Annotated in this window: 14 protein-coding genes; 7 read left to right on the top strand and 7 right to left on the bottom strand. The window is 70.1% G+C overall.

The window, feature by feature from the left end:
- Window positions 1-15 precede the first annotated feature (15 nt).
- From pgi to pgl, 4 genes are read left to right on the top strand one after another with little or no spacing between them, the layout of a single operon-like run.
- Entirely contained in the window at window positions 16-1,710 is a 1,695-nt protein-coding gene (gene pgi, locus H036_RS0113145) for a glucose-6-phosphate isomerase (RefSeq protein WP_017935253.1), read from the top strand.
- Window positions 1,707-3,263, top strand: a complete 1,557-nt coding sequence (gene zwf / locus H036_RS0113140; RefSeq protein ID WP_017935252.1) for a glucose-6-phosphate dehydrogenase — start codon at window positions 1,707-1,709, stop codon at window positions 3,261-3,263. Before pgi ends, zwf begins: the two co-directional genes overlap by 4 nt.
- On the top strand, window positions 3,260-4,216 hold the full coding sequence (locus tag H036_RS0113135) for a glucose-6-phosphate dehydrogenase assembly protein OpcA (RefSeq protein WP_017935251.1): 957 nt from the start codon (window positions 3,260-3,262) through the stop codon (window positions 4,214-4,216). Before zwf ends, H036_RS0113135 begins: the two co-directional genes overlap by 4 nt.
- Window positions 4,213-4,956 carry a 6-phosphogluconolactonase gene (gene pgl / locus H036_RS0113130; RefSeq protein ID WP_017935250.1) on the top strand — a complete coding sequence of 248 codons (744 nt, stop codon included), beginning with the start codon at window positions 4,213-4,215 and terminating at the stop codon, window positions 4,954-4,956. Before H036_RS0113135 ends, pgl begins: the two co-directional genes overlap by 4 nt.
- 130 nt (window positions 4,957-5,086) lie before the next feature.
- On the opposite strand, the gene H036_RS0113125 is transcribed toward pgl, so the two are convergent.
- From H036_RS0113125 to gap, 5 genes are read right to left on the bottom strand one after another with little or no spacing between them, the layout of a single operon-like run.
- Window positions 5,087-5,446 (bottom strand): RNA polymerase-binding protein RbpA, encoded by a 360-nt coding sequence (locus H036_RS0113125; protein WP_026146026.1) that lies wholly within the window; start codon window positions 5,444-5,446, stop codon window positions 5,087-5,089.
- 20 nt (window positions 5,447-5,466) lie between these two features.
- Entirely contained in the window at window positions 5,467-5,697 is a 231-nt protein-coding gene (gene secG, locus H036_RS0113120; protein WP_026146025.1) for a preprotein translocase subunit SecG, read from the bottom strand.
- A 33-nt stretch (window positions 5,698-5,730) separates the two neighbouring features.
- Window positions 5,731-6,525 carry a triose-phosphate isomerase gene (tpiA, locus tag H036_RS0113115; protein ID WP_026146024.1) on the bottom strand — a complete coding sequence of 265 codons (795 nt, stop codon included), beginning with the start codon at window positions 6,523-6,525 and terminating at the stop codon, window positions 5,731-5,733.
- Between the two features lie 2 nt (window positions 6,526-6,527).
- Complete coding sequence (locus H036_RS0113110) at window positions 6,528-7,733, bottom strand: phosphoglycerate kinase (protein WP_017935246.1); 1,206 nt, start codon at window positions 7,731-7,733, stop codon at window positions 6,528-6,530.
- 3 nt (window positions 7,734-7,736) lie between these two features.
- On the bottom strand, window positions 7,737-8,735 hold the full coding sequence (gene gap, locus H036_RS0113105) for a type I glyceraldehyde-3-phosphate dehydrogenase (protein WP_017935245.1): 999 nt from the start codon (window positions 8,733-8,735) through the stop codon (window positions 7,737-7,739).
- 251 nt (window positions 8,736-8,986) lie between these two features.
- On the opposite strand from gap, the gene H036_RS0113100 reads away from it, so the two are divergent.
- The 3 genes from H036_RS0113100 to H036_RS22810 all read left to right on the top strand — a co-directional run bounded on the left by H036_RS0113100 (window position 8,987) and on the right by H036_RS22810 (window position 12,789).
- Window positions 8,987-10,081: a LacI family DNA-binding transcriptional regulator gene (locus tag H036_RS0113100; RefSeq protein ID WP_017935244.1), complete on the top strand. Its 1,095-nt coding sequence runs from the start codon at window positions 8,987-8,989 to the stop codon at window positions 10,079-10,081.
- Window positions 10,081-11,055 (top strand): acetylxylan esterase, encoded by a 975-nt coding sequence (locus tag H036_RS0113095; RefSeq protein WP_017935243.1) that lies wholly within the window; start codon window positions 10,081-10,083, stop codon window positions 11,053-11,055. Before H036_RS0113100 ends, H036_RS0113095 begins: the two co-directional genes overlap by 1 nt.
- Before the next feature lie 123 nt (window positions 11,056-11,178).
- Entirely contained in the window at window positions 11,179-12,789 is a 1,611-nt protein-coding gene (locus H036_RS22810; RefSeq protein WP_026146023.1) for a hypothetical protein, read from the top strand.
- An 84-nt stretch (window positions 12,790-12,873) separates the two neighbouring features.
- Here H036_RS22810 and whiA read toward each other — a convergent pair whose 3' ends face one another.
- Complete coding sequence (whiA, locus tag H036_RS0113085) at window positions 12,874-13,857, bottom strand: DNA-binding protein WhiA (RefSeq protein ID WP_017935242.1); 984 nt, start codon at window positions 13,855-13,857, stop codon at window positions 12,874-12,876.
- 22 nt (window positions 13,858-13,879) lie between these two features.
- A complete protein-coding gene (locus tag H036_RS0113080; protein WP_017935241.1) occupies window positions 13,880-16,378 on the bottom strand; it encodes a glycoside hydrolase family 3 N-terminal domain-containing protein in 2,499 nt (832 codons plus the stop codon).
- Window positions 16,379-16,405 lie beyond the last annotated feature (27 nt).

Here is a 16,405-nt window from a genome sequence, read left to right as displayed (position 1 = left end):
GTGGTAGCCGCACCTGTGAACGCCAAGCCGGTCGATCCCACGGGTACGGCCGCCTGGGGCCGCCTGGCCCAGTACGCCGACGGCTTCGCCCCGGATCTGCGCGGCTGGTTCGCCGCCGATCCGGGGCGGGCCGAGCGGCTCACCTACGACGCCGCAGACCTGCACACCGACCTGTCCAAGGGTCTGGTCACGCCGGAGATCCTGGACGCGCTCATCGAGTTGGCCCGCGAGGTCGGCCTGGAAGAGCGTCGGGAAGCCATGTTCCGTGGCGAACGGATCAACGTCACCGAGAACCGCGCTGTTCTGCACACCGCACTGCGCCTGCCCGAGGATGCGACCCTCATGGTGGACGGGGTCAACGTCGTCACCGAGGTGCACGAGGCGCTGCGCCACATGTTCGCGTTCGCCGAGCGGGTCCGCTCGGGTGCGTGGACGGGTGTGACCGGCCGTCGGATCAAGACGGTGGTCAACATCGGCATCGGCGGCTCCGACCTCGGTCCGGTGATGGCCTACGAGGCACTCGCCGCCTACCGCACGCCCGAGATCGAGTGCCGCTTCATCAGCAACATCGATCCCACCGACGCGGCCCGCAAGCTGGCCGACCTCGACCCGACGACGACGCTGTTCATCGTCTCGAGCAAGACGTTCTCCACCCTCGAGACGCTCACCAACGCGCGGCTGTGTCGCTCCTGGCTGCTGGACAACCTGCGCGCTCAGCGGGTCTTCGACGGCAAGGACGAGGAGGCCGTCGCCAAGCACTTCGTCGCTGTCTCCACCGCCCTCGACAAGGTGGCGGCGTTCGGCATCGACCCGGCCAACGCATTCGGCTTCTGGGACTGGGTGGGCGGTCGCTACTCCGTCGACTCCACCATCGGCACCTCCCTCGCGATCGCGATCGGGCCGGAGCGGTTCACCGAGTTCCTCGGCGGCATGCACGCCATGGACGAGCACTTCCGCAACACCGAGCTCACCCACAACGTGCCGGCCCTGATGGGGCTGCTGAACATCTGGTACGGCAACTTCCTCGATGCCGGCACCCATGCCGTGCTCCCCTACTCGCAGCTGCTTCACCGCTTCCCGGCCTACCTGCAGCAGCTGACGATGGAATCGAACGGCAAGTCGGTCCGCTGGGACGGCAGCCCTGTCACCACGCACACCGGCGAGGTGTTCTGGGGCGAGCCCGGCACCAACGGGCAGCACGCCTTCTACCAGCTCATCCACCAGGGCACCCACCTCGTACCGGCGGACTTCATCGCGTTCGCCAACCCGGCCTACCCGCTCAAGGACACCACCGACGACGGGCGCAGTGTCGACGTGCACGAGCTGTTCCTGTCGAACTTCTTCGCCCAGACCCGCGCGCTCGCCTTCGGCAAGACAGCGGACGAGGTGCGCGCAGAAGGGGGGTCCAACGCTGCGCGCGAGGACATCGTCGCGGCGCGCGTCTTCCCGGGCAACCGGCCGACGACCTCGATCATGGCGCCCGACCTCACCCCGGCCGTGCTCGGCCAGCTGATCGCACTCTACGAGCACATCACCTTCACCCAGGGTGTGGTGTGGGGCATCGACAGCTTCGACCAGTGGGGCGTCGAGCTGGGCAAGCAGCTCGCGCTCCAGATCAGTCCGGCGGTCTCGGGAGACGAGCAGGCGGCTGCCGCTCAGGACCCCTCGACCAGGGCGCTGATCGACTACTACCGAAGCAACCGGAAGTGAGCCCGCGCTCCGCGCGGTCGACCACGCCGCGCAACCCGCTGCGCGATCCGCAGGACCGACGGCTGCCGCGGATCGCCGGCCCGTGCGGGCTGGTGCTCTTCGGTGTCACCGGGGACCTGTCACGCAAGAAGGTCATGCCCGCGATCTACGACCTCGCCAACCGGGGACTGCTGCCGCCGGGCTTCTCACTGACCGGGTTCGCGCGTCGCGACTGGGCCGACGAGGACTTCGCCCAGGTCGTGCACGACTCGGTCAAGGAACACGCCCGTACGCCGTTCCGCGAGGAGGTCTGGGACCAGCTCGCAGAGGGCTTCCGCTTCGTGCCGGGCGACTTCGACGACGACGTCGCCTTCGAGAAGCTGCGTACCACCATCCAGGAGCTCGACCAGGTCCGCGGCACCGGCGGCAACCACGCCTTCTACCTCGCCATCCCGCCCGCCTTCTTCGGCAACGTCGTCGGCCAGCTGCGCAAGCACGGCCTCACCGAGGCCGATGACGCATGGCGCCGGGTGGTGGTGGAGAAGCCGTTCGGGCACGACCTGCAGTCCGCTCGTAAGCTCAACGGCGTTCTCGACGAGGTCTTCCCCGAAGGCTCGATCTTCCGGATCGATCACTACCTCGGCAAGGAGACCGTGCAGAACATCTTGGCGCTGCGCTTCGCCAACACGATGTTCGAGCCGATCTGGAACGCCAACTACGTCGACCACGTCCAGATCACCATGGCCGAGGATGTCGGCATCGGCGGCCGTGCCGGCTACTACGACGGCATCGGAGCGGCGCGCGACGTCATCCAGAACCATCTGCTCCAACTGATGTCGCTGGTGGCGATGGAGGAGCCGGCCGGCTTCGACGCGCTCGCGCTGCGCATCGAGAAGCAGAAGGTGCTCTCCTCGGTCCGTCTCCCCGATGACCTGGCGGCGACCACCTCCCGAGGCCAGTACGCCGCCGGCTGGGCGGGTGGGGAGAAGGTCCCCGGGTTCTTGCAGGAGCAGGGCATCTCGCCCAAGTCCAGCACCGAGACGTTCGCTGCGGTGACCCTGCACGTGGACAACCGCCGGTGGGCCGGGGTGCCGTTCTACCTGCGCACCGGCAAACGGCTCGGCCGCCGGGTGACCGAGGTCGCGATCGCCTTCAAGCGAGCGCCGCACCAGCTCTTCAACCCGGCCGCGACCGAGGAGCTGACCCAGAACGCGTTGGTCATCCGGATCCAGCCCGATGAGGGCATGACCGTGCGGTTCGGTTCCAAGGTCCCGGGGACGACGATGGAGATCCGCGACGTCACCATGGACTTCGCCTACGGCAGCACCTTCACCGAGGCGTCGCCGGAGGCTTACGAACGATTGATCCTCGACGTGCTCCTGGGCGACCCGCCGCTGTTCCCCCGCCACGAGGAGGTCGAGTTGTCCTGGCAGATCCTCGATCCGATCCTCGACTTCTGGGTGGCGCAGGACAAGAAGGGCAAGCGGCCCGAGGCTTACGACTCCGGTACGTGGGGGCCTGCTTCCGCTGACGCGATGCTGGCCCGCGACGGCCGGGTCTGGAGGCGGCCATGACCCGCAGGCTCACCGGCACCAACAGTGCCGCGATCGCGGCCGAGTTCGTCCGTGCCCGGACCCATGCGGGCAGCCCCGCGATGGGGATGGTGATGACGCTCATCGTGGTCATCGACGAGGATGCCGTCGACTCCGCCCTGGAGGCCGCTCGGCTCGCCTCGCACGAGCATCCCGCGCGGGTCCTGGCGGTCGTCCTCGGCTCTTCCCGGGGCTCTGCGGACGTCGACGCCGAGGTGACGGTAGGAGCGGGCTGGGGTGGCGAGATGGCCCTGATCCGCCTCTCCGGTGAGGTCGTCAGGCACCCCGAGTCGGTGGTGCTGCCCCTGCTCCTGCCGGACTCCCCCGTCGTCGCCTGGTGGCCGGGTGCGGCACCGGTGGACCCGGCGAGCGACCCACTCGGCCAACTGGCCCAGCGCCGGATCACCGACACCCAGACGTCGACGAATCCCAGCACCCGTGCGCTGCACGTCCAGTGCGCCGCCTACTCGGCGGGAAATACCGACCTGGCCTGGACCCGGCTGACGCCGTGGCGCGCTCTGCTGGCGGTCTCCCTGGACCAGCATCCCCTGAAGGTGAGTGCGGGCTCGGTCAGTGCCGAGCGCGTCAACCCCAGTGCCGACCTCCTGGTCGCCTGGCTCGCGAGCAGACTCCGGGTCGACATCGTGCGGTCGGTCTCCGATGGCCCCGGCGTGACCGAGGTGGTGCTGGAGACCGCCGAAGGGCCGATCCGGATCCAGCGCGACGACGGGCGGCACGCGATCTTCAGCTCGCCGGGCAACCCGGACCGGCCGGTAGCGCTCAAGCGCCGTGACGTGCCCGAGCTGCTGGCCGAGGAGCTGCGCCGGCTCGACGAGGACAACGTCTACGCCGCCACCGCCCGCTACCTCACGCGCAGCCTCGCCAGCCGGCCCGGCAGCAGACGCAGTCCCATCAGAAAGGGATCCAAGAAGTGACCACTACACCCGAGCCGCCCACGCAGCCTCGCGTCGAGGTCCACGAGGACGCGGCGGAGCTCTCCACCGCTGTCGCGGGCGAGCTGCTGAACCGGATCGCCGATGCTCAGGCCGCCGGCGGCGTACCGAACATCTGTCTGACCGGCGGCACGATCGCCGAGTCGATCCACCGCGAGGTCGCCCGGCTCGCACCGGAGTCCGGCGTCGACTGGGGCGCCGTCGAGTTTTGGTTCGGCGACGAGCGCTTCGTCGACCCTGACTCGCCGGACCGCAACGTGAGGCAGGCGAAGGCCGCGTTCCTCGACGAGGTCGGTGTGCCCGCCCACCGCATCCACCACATGCCCTCCCCCGCCGAGGTGCCCGACGTCGAGACCGGCGCGGCGGCCTACGCCCAGGAGCTGCTCGCGAGCAGCGGTCATTTCGACGTGATGATGCTGGGCGTCGGCCCCGACGGCCACATCGCCTCGCTCTTCCCCGGCTTCCCACAGCTGGACGCCTTCGATGTCCTGGCGGTCGGCGTCACCGGCTCCCCCAAGCCGCCGCCGTTGCGGATCAGCCTGACCTTCCGGGCGCTGCGCAGCGCCGGAGCGGTCTGGTTCCTGGTCAGCGGAGAGGCCAAGGCCAGCGCCGTGGCCAGCGCGCTCAGCGGCGCCGATGTGCACCAGACGCCTGCGGCCGGCGTACACGGCAAGGACGAGACCATCTGGTTCCTGGACCGCGCCGCAGCCTCGCAGCTCTAACCGTCGATTCCGGGATCTCGCAGGCCCCGTCAGTAGTTCTGCAGAAACGCAGCGGGCCCCACACCCATGGGTGTGGAGCCCGCTGCGTTTCACATTCCGGATTCGGACCTACAGAATCCCGGAATCAACATCAGAAGATGATCTCGCCGGACTTCCTACGCGACCGCAGGAGGCTGATGGCCTCCTCGAGGATGTCCTCGGCCTCCTTGTCGGAGCGGCGCTCCTTCACGTAGGCGAGATGCGTCTTGTACGGCTCGATCTTCGGCGCCGCAGGGGCGTTCTCGGCGTCGAGGCCGCCCGGCAGTCCGCACTTGGGGCAGTCCCAGGCGTCCGGCGGCGTGGCCTCCACGGCGAAGGTGATCACCGACCGGTGCTCGTTGGCACAGAAGTAGGTGACAGCCTTGCGAGGAGCGGCATCACCGCGCTCCGCCTCGCCCATCGGTCCAGCGCCTACCCGGCTACCCCGGATGGCGTTCGCTCCACCAGCCATGTTGTCGTCCTTCTCTTAAGTCAGTAGGCGAGGATCAGGCCGAGTGCGATCACGCACGCGAACCAGATCACGCCGATGCCGATGGTCAGCCGGTCGAGATTGCGCTCCGCGACGGACGATCCGCCGAGCGAACTCGAGACGCCGCCGCCGAACATGTCGGACAGGCCACCGCCTCGACCCTTGTGCAGAAGCACCAGCAGAATCATCAGGGCGCTCGCGATCATCAGCACGATGGTGAAGAGAAGTTCCAGCACGATCGGGAATCCTACGTCACACCCGCCGCGTCACAACGCAGGCAGGTCATAGAAACGACAGATCGCGGCAAACTCCTCCGCCACCAGGCTCGCGCCACCGACCAACGCACCGTCGACATCCGGCTTCGCCATGATGCCCACGATGTTGTTGGCCTTCACCGAACCGCCGTAGAGGATGCGTACGCCGTCGGCCGCCGCCGCGCCGTAGGTCTCCTTCACCTGAGCCCTGATCGCGGAGCAGACCTCCTGCGCGTCCTCGGGGGTCGCGACCTCGCCGGTGCCGATCGCCCAGACGGGCTCGTAGGCGATGACGAGGCCGGCCACCTGCTCGGCGGAGAGGCCGTTGAGCGAGCCGACCACCTGCGCGGCACAGAACGGGACGTGCGCGCCGTCCTGACGCACCTCGAGGCCCTCTCCGACGCAGACGATGGGCGTGATGCCGGCCGTCAGCGCAGCCGCGGCCTTCTGCGCCACCACCGCGTCGGTCTCGGCGTGGTACTGGCGGCGCTCGGAGTGGCCGACGACGACGTAGCCGCAGCCGAGCTTGGCCAGCATCGCGGCCGAGATCTCGCCGGTGTAGGCGCCGCTCTGATGCACCGAGACGTCCTGGGCGCCGTACCCGATCGAGAGCTTGTCGCCGTCGACCAGGGTCTGCACCGACCGGATGTCGGTGAACGGCGGCAGCACGATGACCTCGGCCTTGCCGTAGTCGTGTCGCTTGTCGGCGAGCGTCCACGCCAGCTTCTGCACCAGCACCACCGCTTCTTGGTGGTTGAGGTTCATCTTCCAGTTCCCCGCCATCAGCGGGGTGCGCCTCGTCGACATGCTCAGCTCTCCAGCACGGTGATACCGGGGAGCTCTTTGCCCTCCAGGTATTCCAGTGATGCACCGCCACCGGTGGAGATGTGCCCGAACTGGTCATCGGCGAAGCCGAGCGCGCGGACAGCCGCGGCGGAGTCGCCTCCGCCCACGACCGAGAGGCCCTCGACCTTGGTCAGCGCGGCCGCAACGGCGCGCGTGCCCTCGGCGAAGGCCGGCTGCTCGAAGACTCCCATCGGACCGTTCCAGAAGACGGTCCGGGACGCCTCGACCACCTTGCCGAACGCCGCGCCCGACTCGGGGCCGATGTCCAGGCCCACGGAGTCCGCCGGGATCTCGGTGGCGGCAACCACGCGTGCCGACGCCTCGTCACCGAAGGAGTCGGCGACCACGATGTCGGTCGGCAGGACGATCTCGACCCCGTTGGCCTTGGCCCGGGCCAGGTATTCCAGCACGGTCGGGATCTGGTCCTCCTCCAGCAGGCTCTTCCCGACCTCGTGGCCCTGGGCCTTGAGGAACGTGAAGACCATGCCGCCGCCGATCAGCAGCGTGTCAGCCTTGCCGAGCAGGTTGTCGATGACGCCGAGCTTGTCGGAGACCTTGGAACCGCCGAGGACCACGGCGTACGGCCGCTCGGGGGTGTCGGTCAGACGACGCAGTACGTCGATCTCAGCCCGCACGAGGCCACCCATGGCGTGGGGCAGGAGCTGGGCAACGTCGTAGACGCTGGCCTGCTTGCGATGCACCACGCCGAAGCCGTCGGACACGAAGGCATCCGCAAGCGCCGCCAGCTCGGCCGCGAAGGCGGCGCGCACGGCGTCGTCCTTCGCGGTCTCGCCCGGGTTGAAGCGGACATTCTCCAGCAGCGCGATCTGACCGTCGGCCAGGCCGGCGACCGTCTCCTGCGCGGAGGGGCCGACGGTGTCGGTGGCGAACGCCACCGGCTGGCCCAGCAGCTCACCGAGCCGCTGGGCGACCGGAGCGAGGCTGTACTTCGCGTCCGGAGCGCCGTCGGGGCGGCCCAGGTGTGCCGTCACGACGACGCGGGCACCGGCCTCGGCGAGCGCCCGGATCGTCGGCACGGAGGCACGGATACGGCCGTCGTCGCCGATCTCCCGAACGCCGGCCGCACCATCCTTGAGCGGGACGTTGAGGTCGGAGCGGACGAGGACACGCTTCCCGGCGATCTCGCCGAGACCGGTGTAGGAGCCCATGGATCAGAGGCTCTTGCCCATGTAGTCGATCAGGTCGGCGAGGCGGTTGGAGTAGCCCCACTCGTTGTCGTACCAGGAGGCGACCTTGACCTGGTTGCCGATGACCTTGGTCAGCGGCGCGTCGAAGATCGAGGAGGCCGGGTTCGTCACGATGTCCGAGGAGACGATCGGGTCGGTCGAGTAGACCAGGTAACGACCGTCGGCGGCCTTGCGCACGATCTCGTTGATCTCCTCGACCGAGGTCTCGCGAGATGCCTCGAACGACAGGTCGGTCAGCGAGCCGGTCGGGACCGGGACGCGCAGGGCGTAGCCGTCGAGCTTGCCCTTCAGCTCGGGCAGCACCAGACCGATCGCCTTGGCGGCGCCGGTCGAGGTCGGCACGATGTTGAGGGCCGCGGCGCGGGCACGACGCAGGTCCTTGTGGATGTTGTCCTGCAGGTTCTGGTCCGCGGTGTAGGCGTGCACCGTCGTCATCAGGCCCTTGTTGATGCCGATGCCCTCGTGCAGCGCCTTGGCCAGCGGGGCCAGGCAGTTGGTGGTGCAGGACGCGTTGGAGACGACGGTGTGCTTCGCGGCGTCGTAGATGCCCTCGTTCACGCCCATCACGATGGTGGCGTCCTCGTTCGAGGCCGGGGCCGAGATGATGACCTTCTTGGCGCCGCCGTTGTCGACGTGCGCGCGCGCCTTGGTGGCGTCGGTGAAGAAGCCCGTGGACTCGACCACGACGTCCACCCCGAGGTCCGCCCACTTCAGGTTGGCGGGGTCCCGCTCGGCGAAGGCCTTGATGACCTGGTCGCCGACCTTGATCTCGCCGTCGGCAGCGGTCACGTCGGCGTCCAGGACGCCGAGGATCGTGTCGTACTTCAGCAGGTGGGCCAGGACGGCGTTGTCGGACAGGTCGTTGACGCCGACGATCTCGATGTCGAGACCGGAGGCGCGCACGGCGCGGAAGAAGTTGCGGCCGATGCGGCCGAACCCGTTGATACCTACACGAACGGTCATGGTTCTCTCCTGTTTCGGGGGCCTTCAGTGACCCTCGGTTCGATCGGGCCTTCGGTGACCCACAGTCGACCCTACCGAGTCTGCCCGGGTCCTGCGGCGGGTGCCCAATGGCACGTTCCAATGGCTGGACGCGCGGTCAAGGCGCTCGACGCTCGACTGTGCCCCCGTGGCGCATCCCTACCCGCAAGTACGCCGCGGCGTGCCGCGTGGAATCGTTGTCGATAACGTTTTCGCTCAGTAGGGTCAAGCCCATGGTTCCGCCCCGAGTAACGATCCGCGAGGTCGCCCGGGCCGCGGGCGTCTCGGTCGCCACCGTCTCCAAGGTGCTCAACGATCGCTACGGCGTCTCCGAGGCCACCGCCGCACGGGTTCGCGCCGTGATCGCAGACCTCGGGTACGAGTCCAGCCTGGTGGCCCGCAGCCTGCGCAATCAGCGCACCAACGTCATCGGCGTCCTGGTCGCCGACCTCGAGCCCTACAGCGCCGAGGTGCTCAAGGGCGTGGCCGACGTGCTCCGCGGCACCGAGTACGAGCTGGTCGCCTACGCCGCAGCCGCCCGGGTCGGTGAGCACATCGGGTGGGAGCGGCGTCACCTCAACCGGCTCAGCGGAACCCTGATCGACGGCGCCGTGCTGGTGACCCCGACGGTGACCGACATCGTGGCCAGCGTGCCGATCGTCGCGGTCGACCCCCACGCCGGCCGCTCGGACATCCCCACCGTGGACGCTGACAACGCCCGCGGCGGCTATCTCGCCGGTCAGCATCTCCTCGCGCTGGGCCACCGCCGGATAGCGATGGTCACCGGCCGCGCCGACCTGGTCTCGGCCCAGCTTCGCGAGGAGGGTTTCCGGGCCGCCTTGAGCGACGCCCAGACCGCCTGCGACGCCGTCGAGTTCGTGGCCGGCGGCTACGACCCCGAGGTCGCGGCGGCGGCTGCGCGAGCGCTGCTCGACCGTCCCGCCGACGCCCGGCCGACAGCCGTCTTCGCCGCCAACGACGCCACCGCACTGGCCACCATCGCGGTCGCGCACGAGCTCGGCCTCCACGTGCCGGACGACCTCTCCGTGATCGGCTTCGACAACGTCCCCGACGCCGCGATGAGCGACCCCGGCCTGACCACCATCGAACAGCCCATCCGCGAGATGGGCCGACGTGCCGCGATGCTGCTGGTCGAGCGGCTGAACGCGAACGAGGGCACTCCCCCGCCCTCCGGCGTCCACGTCCGGCTCGACACCCGGCTGGTCGCGCGTGCCTCGACCGCCGCCCCGGCGGTGCGGGTTTCCGCGCCCAGCTCCGGCACCGAGGCCGGCACCGACCAGGCGACGGCTGAGCAGGGCGACGCCTGATGCCGCGCAACGACCTGCCGCTCGCCGAGCTCTGGGAGTTCCGCGAGGAACTGCCCGAGCCGCCCGGGCTCGACTCCTTCTGGCAGCGCACGCTGGCCGGGGCCGCCGGCGTACCGCTCGATGTGCGGATCGAGCCCGTGAGCTCGATCCTCCCGAGCGTCCTCACCTTCGACGTGACCTACGCAGGATTCGATGGCGCGCCGATCAGGGCCTGGCTGCACCTGCCCGCCGTCGCGCTGCGGGACGCCTCACCGCTTGCCGGCGTGGTGCAGTTCCAGGGCTACAACGGAGGACGCGGCCTGGCCCACGAGCACACGTTCTGGGCACAGGCGGGCTTCGCCCACCTGGTGATGGACACCCGCGGCCAGGGCAGCGGCTGGACCACCGGCGACACCCCTGATCCGGGTGCCAGCGGGCCTGCCCAGGGCGGATTCCTCACCCGCGGCCTCGAGCGTCCGGAGGACCACTTCTATCGGCGCGTCTTCGTCGACGCCGTCCGCGCCGTCGAGGTGCTGCGCGCGCATCCCGAGGTGGACACCGCCCGAGTGGTCGTCACCGGGCACAGCCAGGGCGGCGGCATCGCGACCGCTGTCGCCTCGCTGTCGACGAACGTCGCCGCGGCGATGCCCGACGTACCGTTCCTCGCGCACTTTCGGCGAGCCGTGGACCTGACCTTCGGCGATCCGTACGCCGAGGTCGCCCGCTACCTCGGCGCGCACCGGGATCGCACGGAGCAGGCGTTCGCGACGCTGGCCCACTTCGACGCAGCCCTGCTCGGGCGCCGGGCGAGCGCGCCAGCGCTGTTCTCGGTGGCCATGATGGACAGCATCTGCCTGCCGTCGACCGTCTTCACGGCCTACCACGCGTATGCGGGGCCGAAGGAGATCGAGGTCTACGAGTTCAACGATCACGAGGGCGGCGGCGCGTTCCACACCGCCCGCCAGGTCGCCTGGCTCCGCTCCACCCTCGCCTGAGCAGCCGAGCGCTCCTAGCACGTTTTTCGGCCGAACACTGGGCGAAACGCCGTGCACTGGCCTACTGTCTTCTTTCACACGCGCAACACGCGCAACACGCGTCACGATGGTGGAGGAACGACGGTGCGCACGACCGGACAACGGAACAAGCCCGCTCGACGGATAGTCGGCGTTGCCGCCGCAGCGATCCTGCTGGCCGGGATCCCCGCGATCGCGCGGCACGGCAGTGACTCGGGTGCTGGCGACGGCAGCATCACTCTGACCACCGCGAGTCGCTTCACGTTCACCCGTCCCGCACGCAGCGGTGACCCGCTCGGCTTCTACCAGCGCAAGGACGGGCACTCCTTCGCCGGCGTCCTCGGCACGACCACGGGCACCACCGAGCCCACGGCTGTCGACGCGAACAGCAGCACCACCACGCCAACCCCGACGCCCACCCCGAGCACATCACCGACGGCTTCAGCGGTGCCGACGACGCGGCCCGGCAGCACGCCGTCGACGACCATCGTCGCCCCGCTCACCCTCGCGACTCCGGCCGGGGTCTTCCCCGTCGGAGCCGTGGGAAGCTTCGCCGAGCCCGTGGACCTGACGGCGTACAACGGCCTCGCGGATCCCACCGCGACGATCCGGGTCAGTGACGGGACCTCGTCGACCACGATCGACGCGGCGCTCTACCAGCAGGTCGTGACGAACATCCGGGCCGTGCGCACCGCCATCCCCGGCACCGCCAACGTGACCATCACGGCGACCGTCACCGACCAGTACGGACTTCCCGTCGTCGGCGCCCCGCTGCGCATCGTCGGCCAGGCGGCCGGCACCACCGGTCGCGTCGACCAGCTCGGCGTGACCAACGCGCTCGGAACGCTCACCTTCACCGGTCCCGGTGCGGGCACCGGACCGATCGCTCCCACCGGCTACGCGACCGGTTCCTACCAGGTCTACGCCGACCTCAACGTCAGCGACAGCCGCGGCAGCAAGGAGCCGACCTACGAGGTCATCGTCGGCACCGTGTCCTACGCCGCTCCTGGCCGGGCGTTCTACCACAACGACAAGCGGATCAAGAAGGCCGGCGGCGTGTACGCCGACGCGGCGCGCGGCACCCGCGCTGCGCATGCCAAGGGCTACACCTGGATCGACCAGGACGGCCAGCTCGTCTTCCAGTCCCGCAACCAGAAGCTCGCCGGCGCCGCCCGCATCTCACAGGCCACCGAGCTGGTGTGGGTGAATGCGCACGGCTCTCCGTTCAACCCCAAGTGGCTGAAGAAGGGCCGCTTCGAGACAAAGACCTGGTCCGCGATCCAGCACCGCCCCGGGCTCCGGGACGCCGCTGCCACGCTGCGGCAGAACGCCCAGTACGGCCTCTCGGTCGAGTGGGAGGTCAAGGACGTCCGTCCGTTCACCAAGGCCGCGACGCTGGACGCGGCGTTCGCCAACCTCGCCGCTCTCGCCAAGCAGTACTACGGCTCCGCATGGCACAGCCGCGTCGAGATCAAGGTGCTCTCCAACCTCTCCGGCGGACAGAAGTACGCCCTCAAGGTGCTCAAGCACGCCCACGCCGCGGGCTTCACCACGATGTTCCTCTCACGGGGCAGGACCACCGGCATCCAGATCCCGGCATCGGCACAGACCTACGTCACCTACGTCCGTGGCGCCCACGGCGGCCTCTACCCGGCGATCCCCTCCGCCGCGCAGAACGCGCCGGTCGTGGTGAGCACTCCCCCACGGCGGAAGTAGCCTCCGAGCACACGATCGCCCGGCCGCGCAGTGCGCGGCCGGGCGATCTGTGTTCGGGGTGTGGCGACGGCTGCAGCCCGCCGCTCAGTCCTCGACGAGCATGTCCGGCGTCAGCGACGCCTCCGTGTCCGGTACGCCGAGCTCCTCGGCGCGCTTGTCCGCCATCGCCAACAGCCGACGGATCCGACCCGCGATGGCGTCCTTGGTCAGCGGCGGTACGTGCAGCTGGCCCAGCTCCTCGAGCGACGCCTGCTTGTGCTCGAGGCGGAGCTCACCGGCCAGCTTGAGGTGGTCGGGCACCTCGTCGCCGAGGATCTCCATCGCCCGGTCCACCCGGGCGCCGGCGGCGACCGCTGCCCGCGCCGAGCGACGCAGGTTCGCATCGTCGAAGTTGGCCAGGCGGTTGGCGGTGGCTCGGACCTCGCGGCGCATCCGTCGCTCCTCCCACGCCATCAGCGACTCGTGCGCGCCCAACCGCGTGAGCAGCTGGCCGATCGCGTCACCGTCGCGGATCACGACCCGGTCGACGCCGCGGACCTCGCGTGCCTTGGCCTGGATCCCGAGCCGGCGCGCGACGCCGACCAGCGCCAGTGCGGCCTCGGCACCGGGGCAGGTCACCTCCAGCGAGCTGGAGCGGCCCGGCTCGGTCAGCGACCCGTGGGCCAGGAACGCGCCCCGCCAGGCGGCAACCGCGTCGCAGGCCGCACCGGACACGACCGCCGGCGGCAGGCCGCGCACCGGTCGACCCCGCTGGTCGAGCAGGCCGGTCTGACGCGCCAGCGCCTCGCCGTCCTTGACCACCCGGACGATGTAGCGCGATCCCTTGCGGATGCCGTTGCCCTGCACGATCGCGACCTCGGCATGGTGCCCGTAGACCTCGGCGATGTCCTTGCGCAACCGGCGCGCGGCGGCCCCCGTGTCGAGCTCCGCCTCGACCACGATCTTGCTGTTCACGATGTGCAGGCCACCGGCGAAGCGAAGGGTGGTCGCTACCTCAGCCTTGCGACAGCAGGTCTTCGTGATCTGGGTGCTCGAGAGCTCGGCCTTCACCTGTCCCGTCATCGCCATGCGGCAGAGTCTTTCACGCGAGTCAACGACCCGAGGAACTCGGGATCGAGCCGAGCACCTCCGGTGTGACCTCCCCCGCGGTAGCGCCGTTGACTGCGCCTGCAGCGGCGCCGTCGGCGCCGCCCCTGACAGCGTCGTCGGCGACGGCCGCGCTGGTCGCGACGGCGATCCGCGCGTCCTGCGTCCCGACGAGGTGTACGTCGCCGGTCAGACGCAGCCGGACCCGCTCCACGTGCTGTCCCGCCGCCGCGGCACCGTCGGTGACGGCCGTGGAGGCGATCCCCTCGGCGACCACAGCATCGCTCTTGGCACCGGCGTCCTCGGCCACCCACAGCTCGATCTCACCGGGCTCGACGATCCGGCGCAGCGATCGGTCGGTGAAGGCAAGTCGTGTGGTCGGCACGCGGAAGCTCACCCGCCTCGACTCGCCGGGCTCCAGCGTGATCCGGTGGTAGGCAAGCAGCTGGGCGACCGGACGGGCGACCGAGGCGATCAGGTCGCGGCCGTAGAGCTGCACCACGTCGGTGCCTGCACGCTCACCGGTGTTGGTGACAGTCACCTGCACCGCGATCTCGCCGTCGGTCGGCACCGTCGCCTCGGCGGTCAGCGCACTGGCCAGGAAGCTCGTGTAGGTCAACCCGAAGCCGAACGGGCGGGCCGGCGTCGGGTCCGCGCTGGTCACCTCGGAGGGGCCGCCGAGCACGGGACGCAGGTAGGAGTACGGCTGGGCACCGGCCGAACGCGGGAGGCTGACGGGCAGCCGGCCCGAAGGGCTCGCCGTACCGGAGAGGACGCGGGCGATCGCATGGCCACCCTCCTCGCCGGGGAAGAATGCCTGCAGTACGGCGGCAGGAGCCTGCGGCCCGTCCAGCGCCCAGCCGATGGCGTACGGGCGGCCGCTGATGACCAGCAGCACGACCGGCGTACCGGTGGCGACGACCGCCTCGACGAGGTCGCGCTGCACGCCCGGCAGGTCCAGGGTGTCGGTGTCGTTGCCCTCACCGACGGTGCCGCGGCCGAAGAGGCCGGCCTGGTCGCCGACGACGACGACCGCCACGTCCGCGGACCGTGCGCTCTCGACGGCGGCGGGGATGCCGGACCGGTCGAGACCCTCGACATCGCAGCCGGCCACGACCCCGACGGTGGCGTCGGGGAGCTCGGCGCGCAGCGCCTCGAGCACGCCGGGGACGGCGATCCCGGCCGGCACGTCGGGGTGGTGCGCCAGCACGTGGTTGACGAAGGAGTAGCAGCCCATCATCGCCGCCGAGCGGTCGGCGTTGGGGCCGATCACCGCGATGGTGCCGGTCCGCGTCGCGGCGGCCAGCGGCAGGGTGCCGTCGTTGCTGAGCAGCACCAGCGACTCCTCCGCGAGCCGGCGGGCGACGTCACGGTGCGCGGGGCTGTCGATGTCGATCGCGGCGGGCGGATCGCCGGAGAAGTCGTCGTCGAGCAGGCCGAGCTGCTCCTTCTGCCGCAGCACGCGGAGCACGGCGCGATCCACCAGCTCCCGATCCACCTCTCCGGTCCGGACGAGCTCGGCCAGTGGCGCGAGGTAGGCGTCACCGGTCGGCAGCTCCACGTCCACACCCGCCTCGAGCGCGAGCGCTGCCGCCCGGCCGCGATCCTCGGCGACCTGGTGCATGACCGCCAGGAACGCCACCCCGAAGTAGTCGGCAACGACCACGCCGTCGAAGCCCCAGCGCTCACGCAGCAGTTCGGTGAGGTACTCGTGGGAGGCGTGCAGTGGCACGCCGTCGACGTCGTTGTAGGCGGCCATCACCGAGCGCACGCCGCCGTCCAGCACCGCCATCTCGAACGGTGGCAGGAAGACATCGTTCATCTCGCGCGGGCCGGCCGAGACCGGGGCGTGGTTGCGACCGGCGCGCGAGCCGGAGTAGCCGACGAAGTGCTTGAGCGTCGCGTGCACGCCCGCCGACTGCAGGCCCTTGACGTAGGCGGTGGCGATGGTGCCCACGACGTACGGGTCCTCGCTGATCGCCTCCTCGGTGCGGCCCCAGCGGGGGTCCCGGATGACGTCGAGCACCGGGGCCAGGCCCTGGTGGATGCCGAGGGCACGCATGTCGGCTCCGATCAGAGCCGCCATCTCGGCGACCAGCTCCGGGTCGAACGAGGCTCCCCACGCCAGCGGCGTCGGGAACGTCGCCGCCTTCCATGCGGCCAGGCCGGTGAGGCACTCCTCGTGCACCAGAGCCGGGATGCCGAGCCGGGTCTCGCGGACCAGCCTGCGCTGTTCCTCCCAGAGCCAGGCGGCCCGCTCGGCCGGTTCGACCGGTCGAGTGCCGTAGACACGCGTGAAGTGGCCGATGCCGTCCTGGGTGACCTCGGCGAGCTTGGCCGGCGCGCCGCTGGACATCTCGTTCGCCATCGGCGCGACGACCTCGCCGCCGTGGTCGATCCAGAAGCCGACGAGCTGCGCCAGCTTCTCCTCGAGGGTCATGCGGGCATGGAGTTCGGCGACGCGTTCGGAGACGCGCGGGGTCGCCGCGAGCTGAGAGGTCACGAGATGGCTCTTTCAGGTTGAGAGCGT

This window comes from Nocardioides sp. Iso805N (assembly GCF_000364605.1).
Lineage (GTDB): Bacteria > Actinomycetota > Actinomycetes > Propionibacteriales > Nocardioidaceae > Nocardioides.
This window is presented reverse-complemented; position numbering and strand designations above follow the sequence as displayed.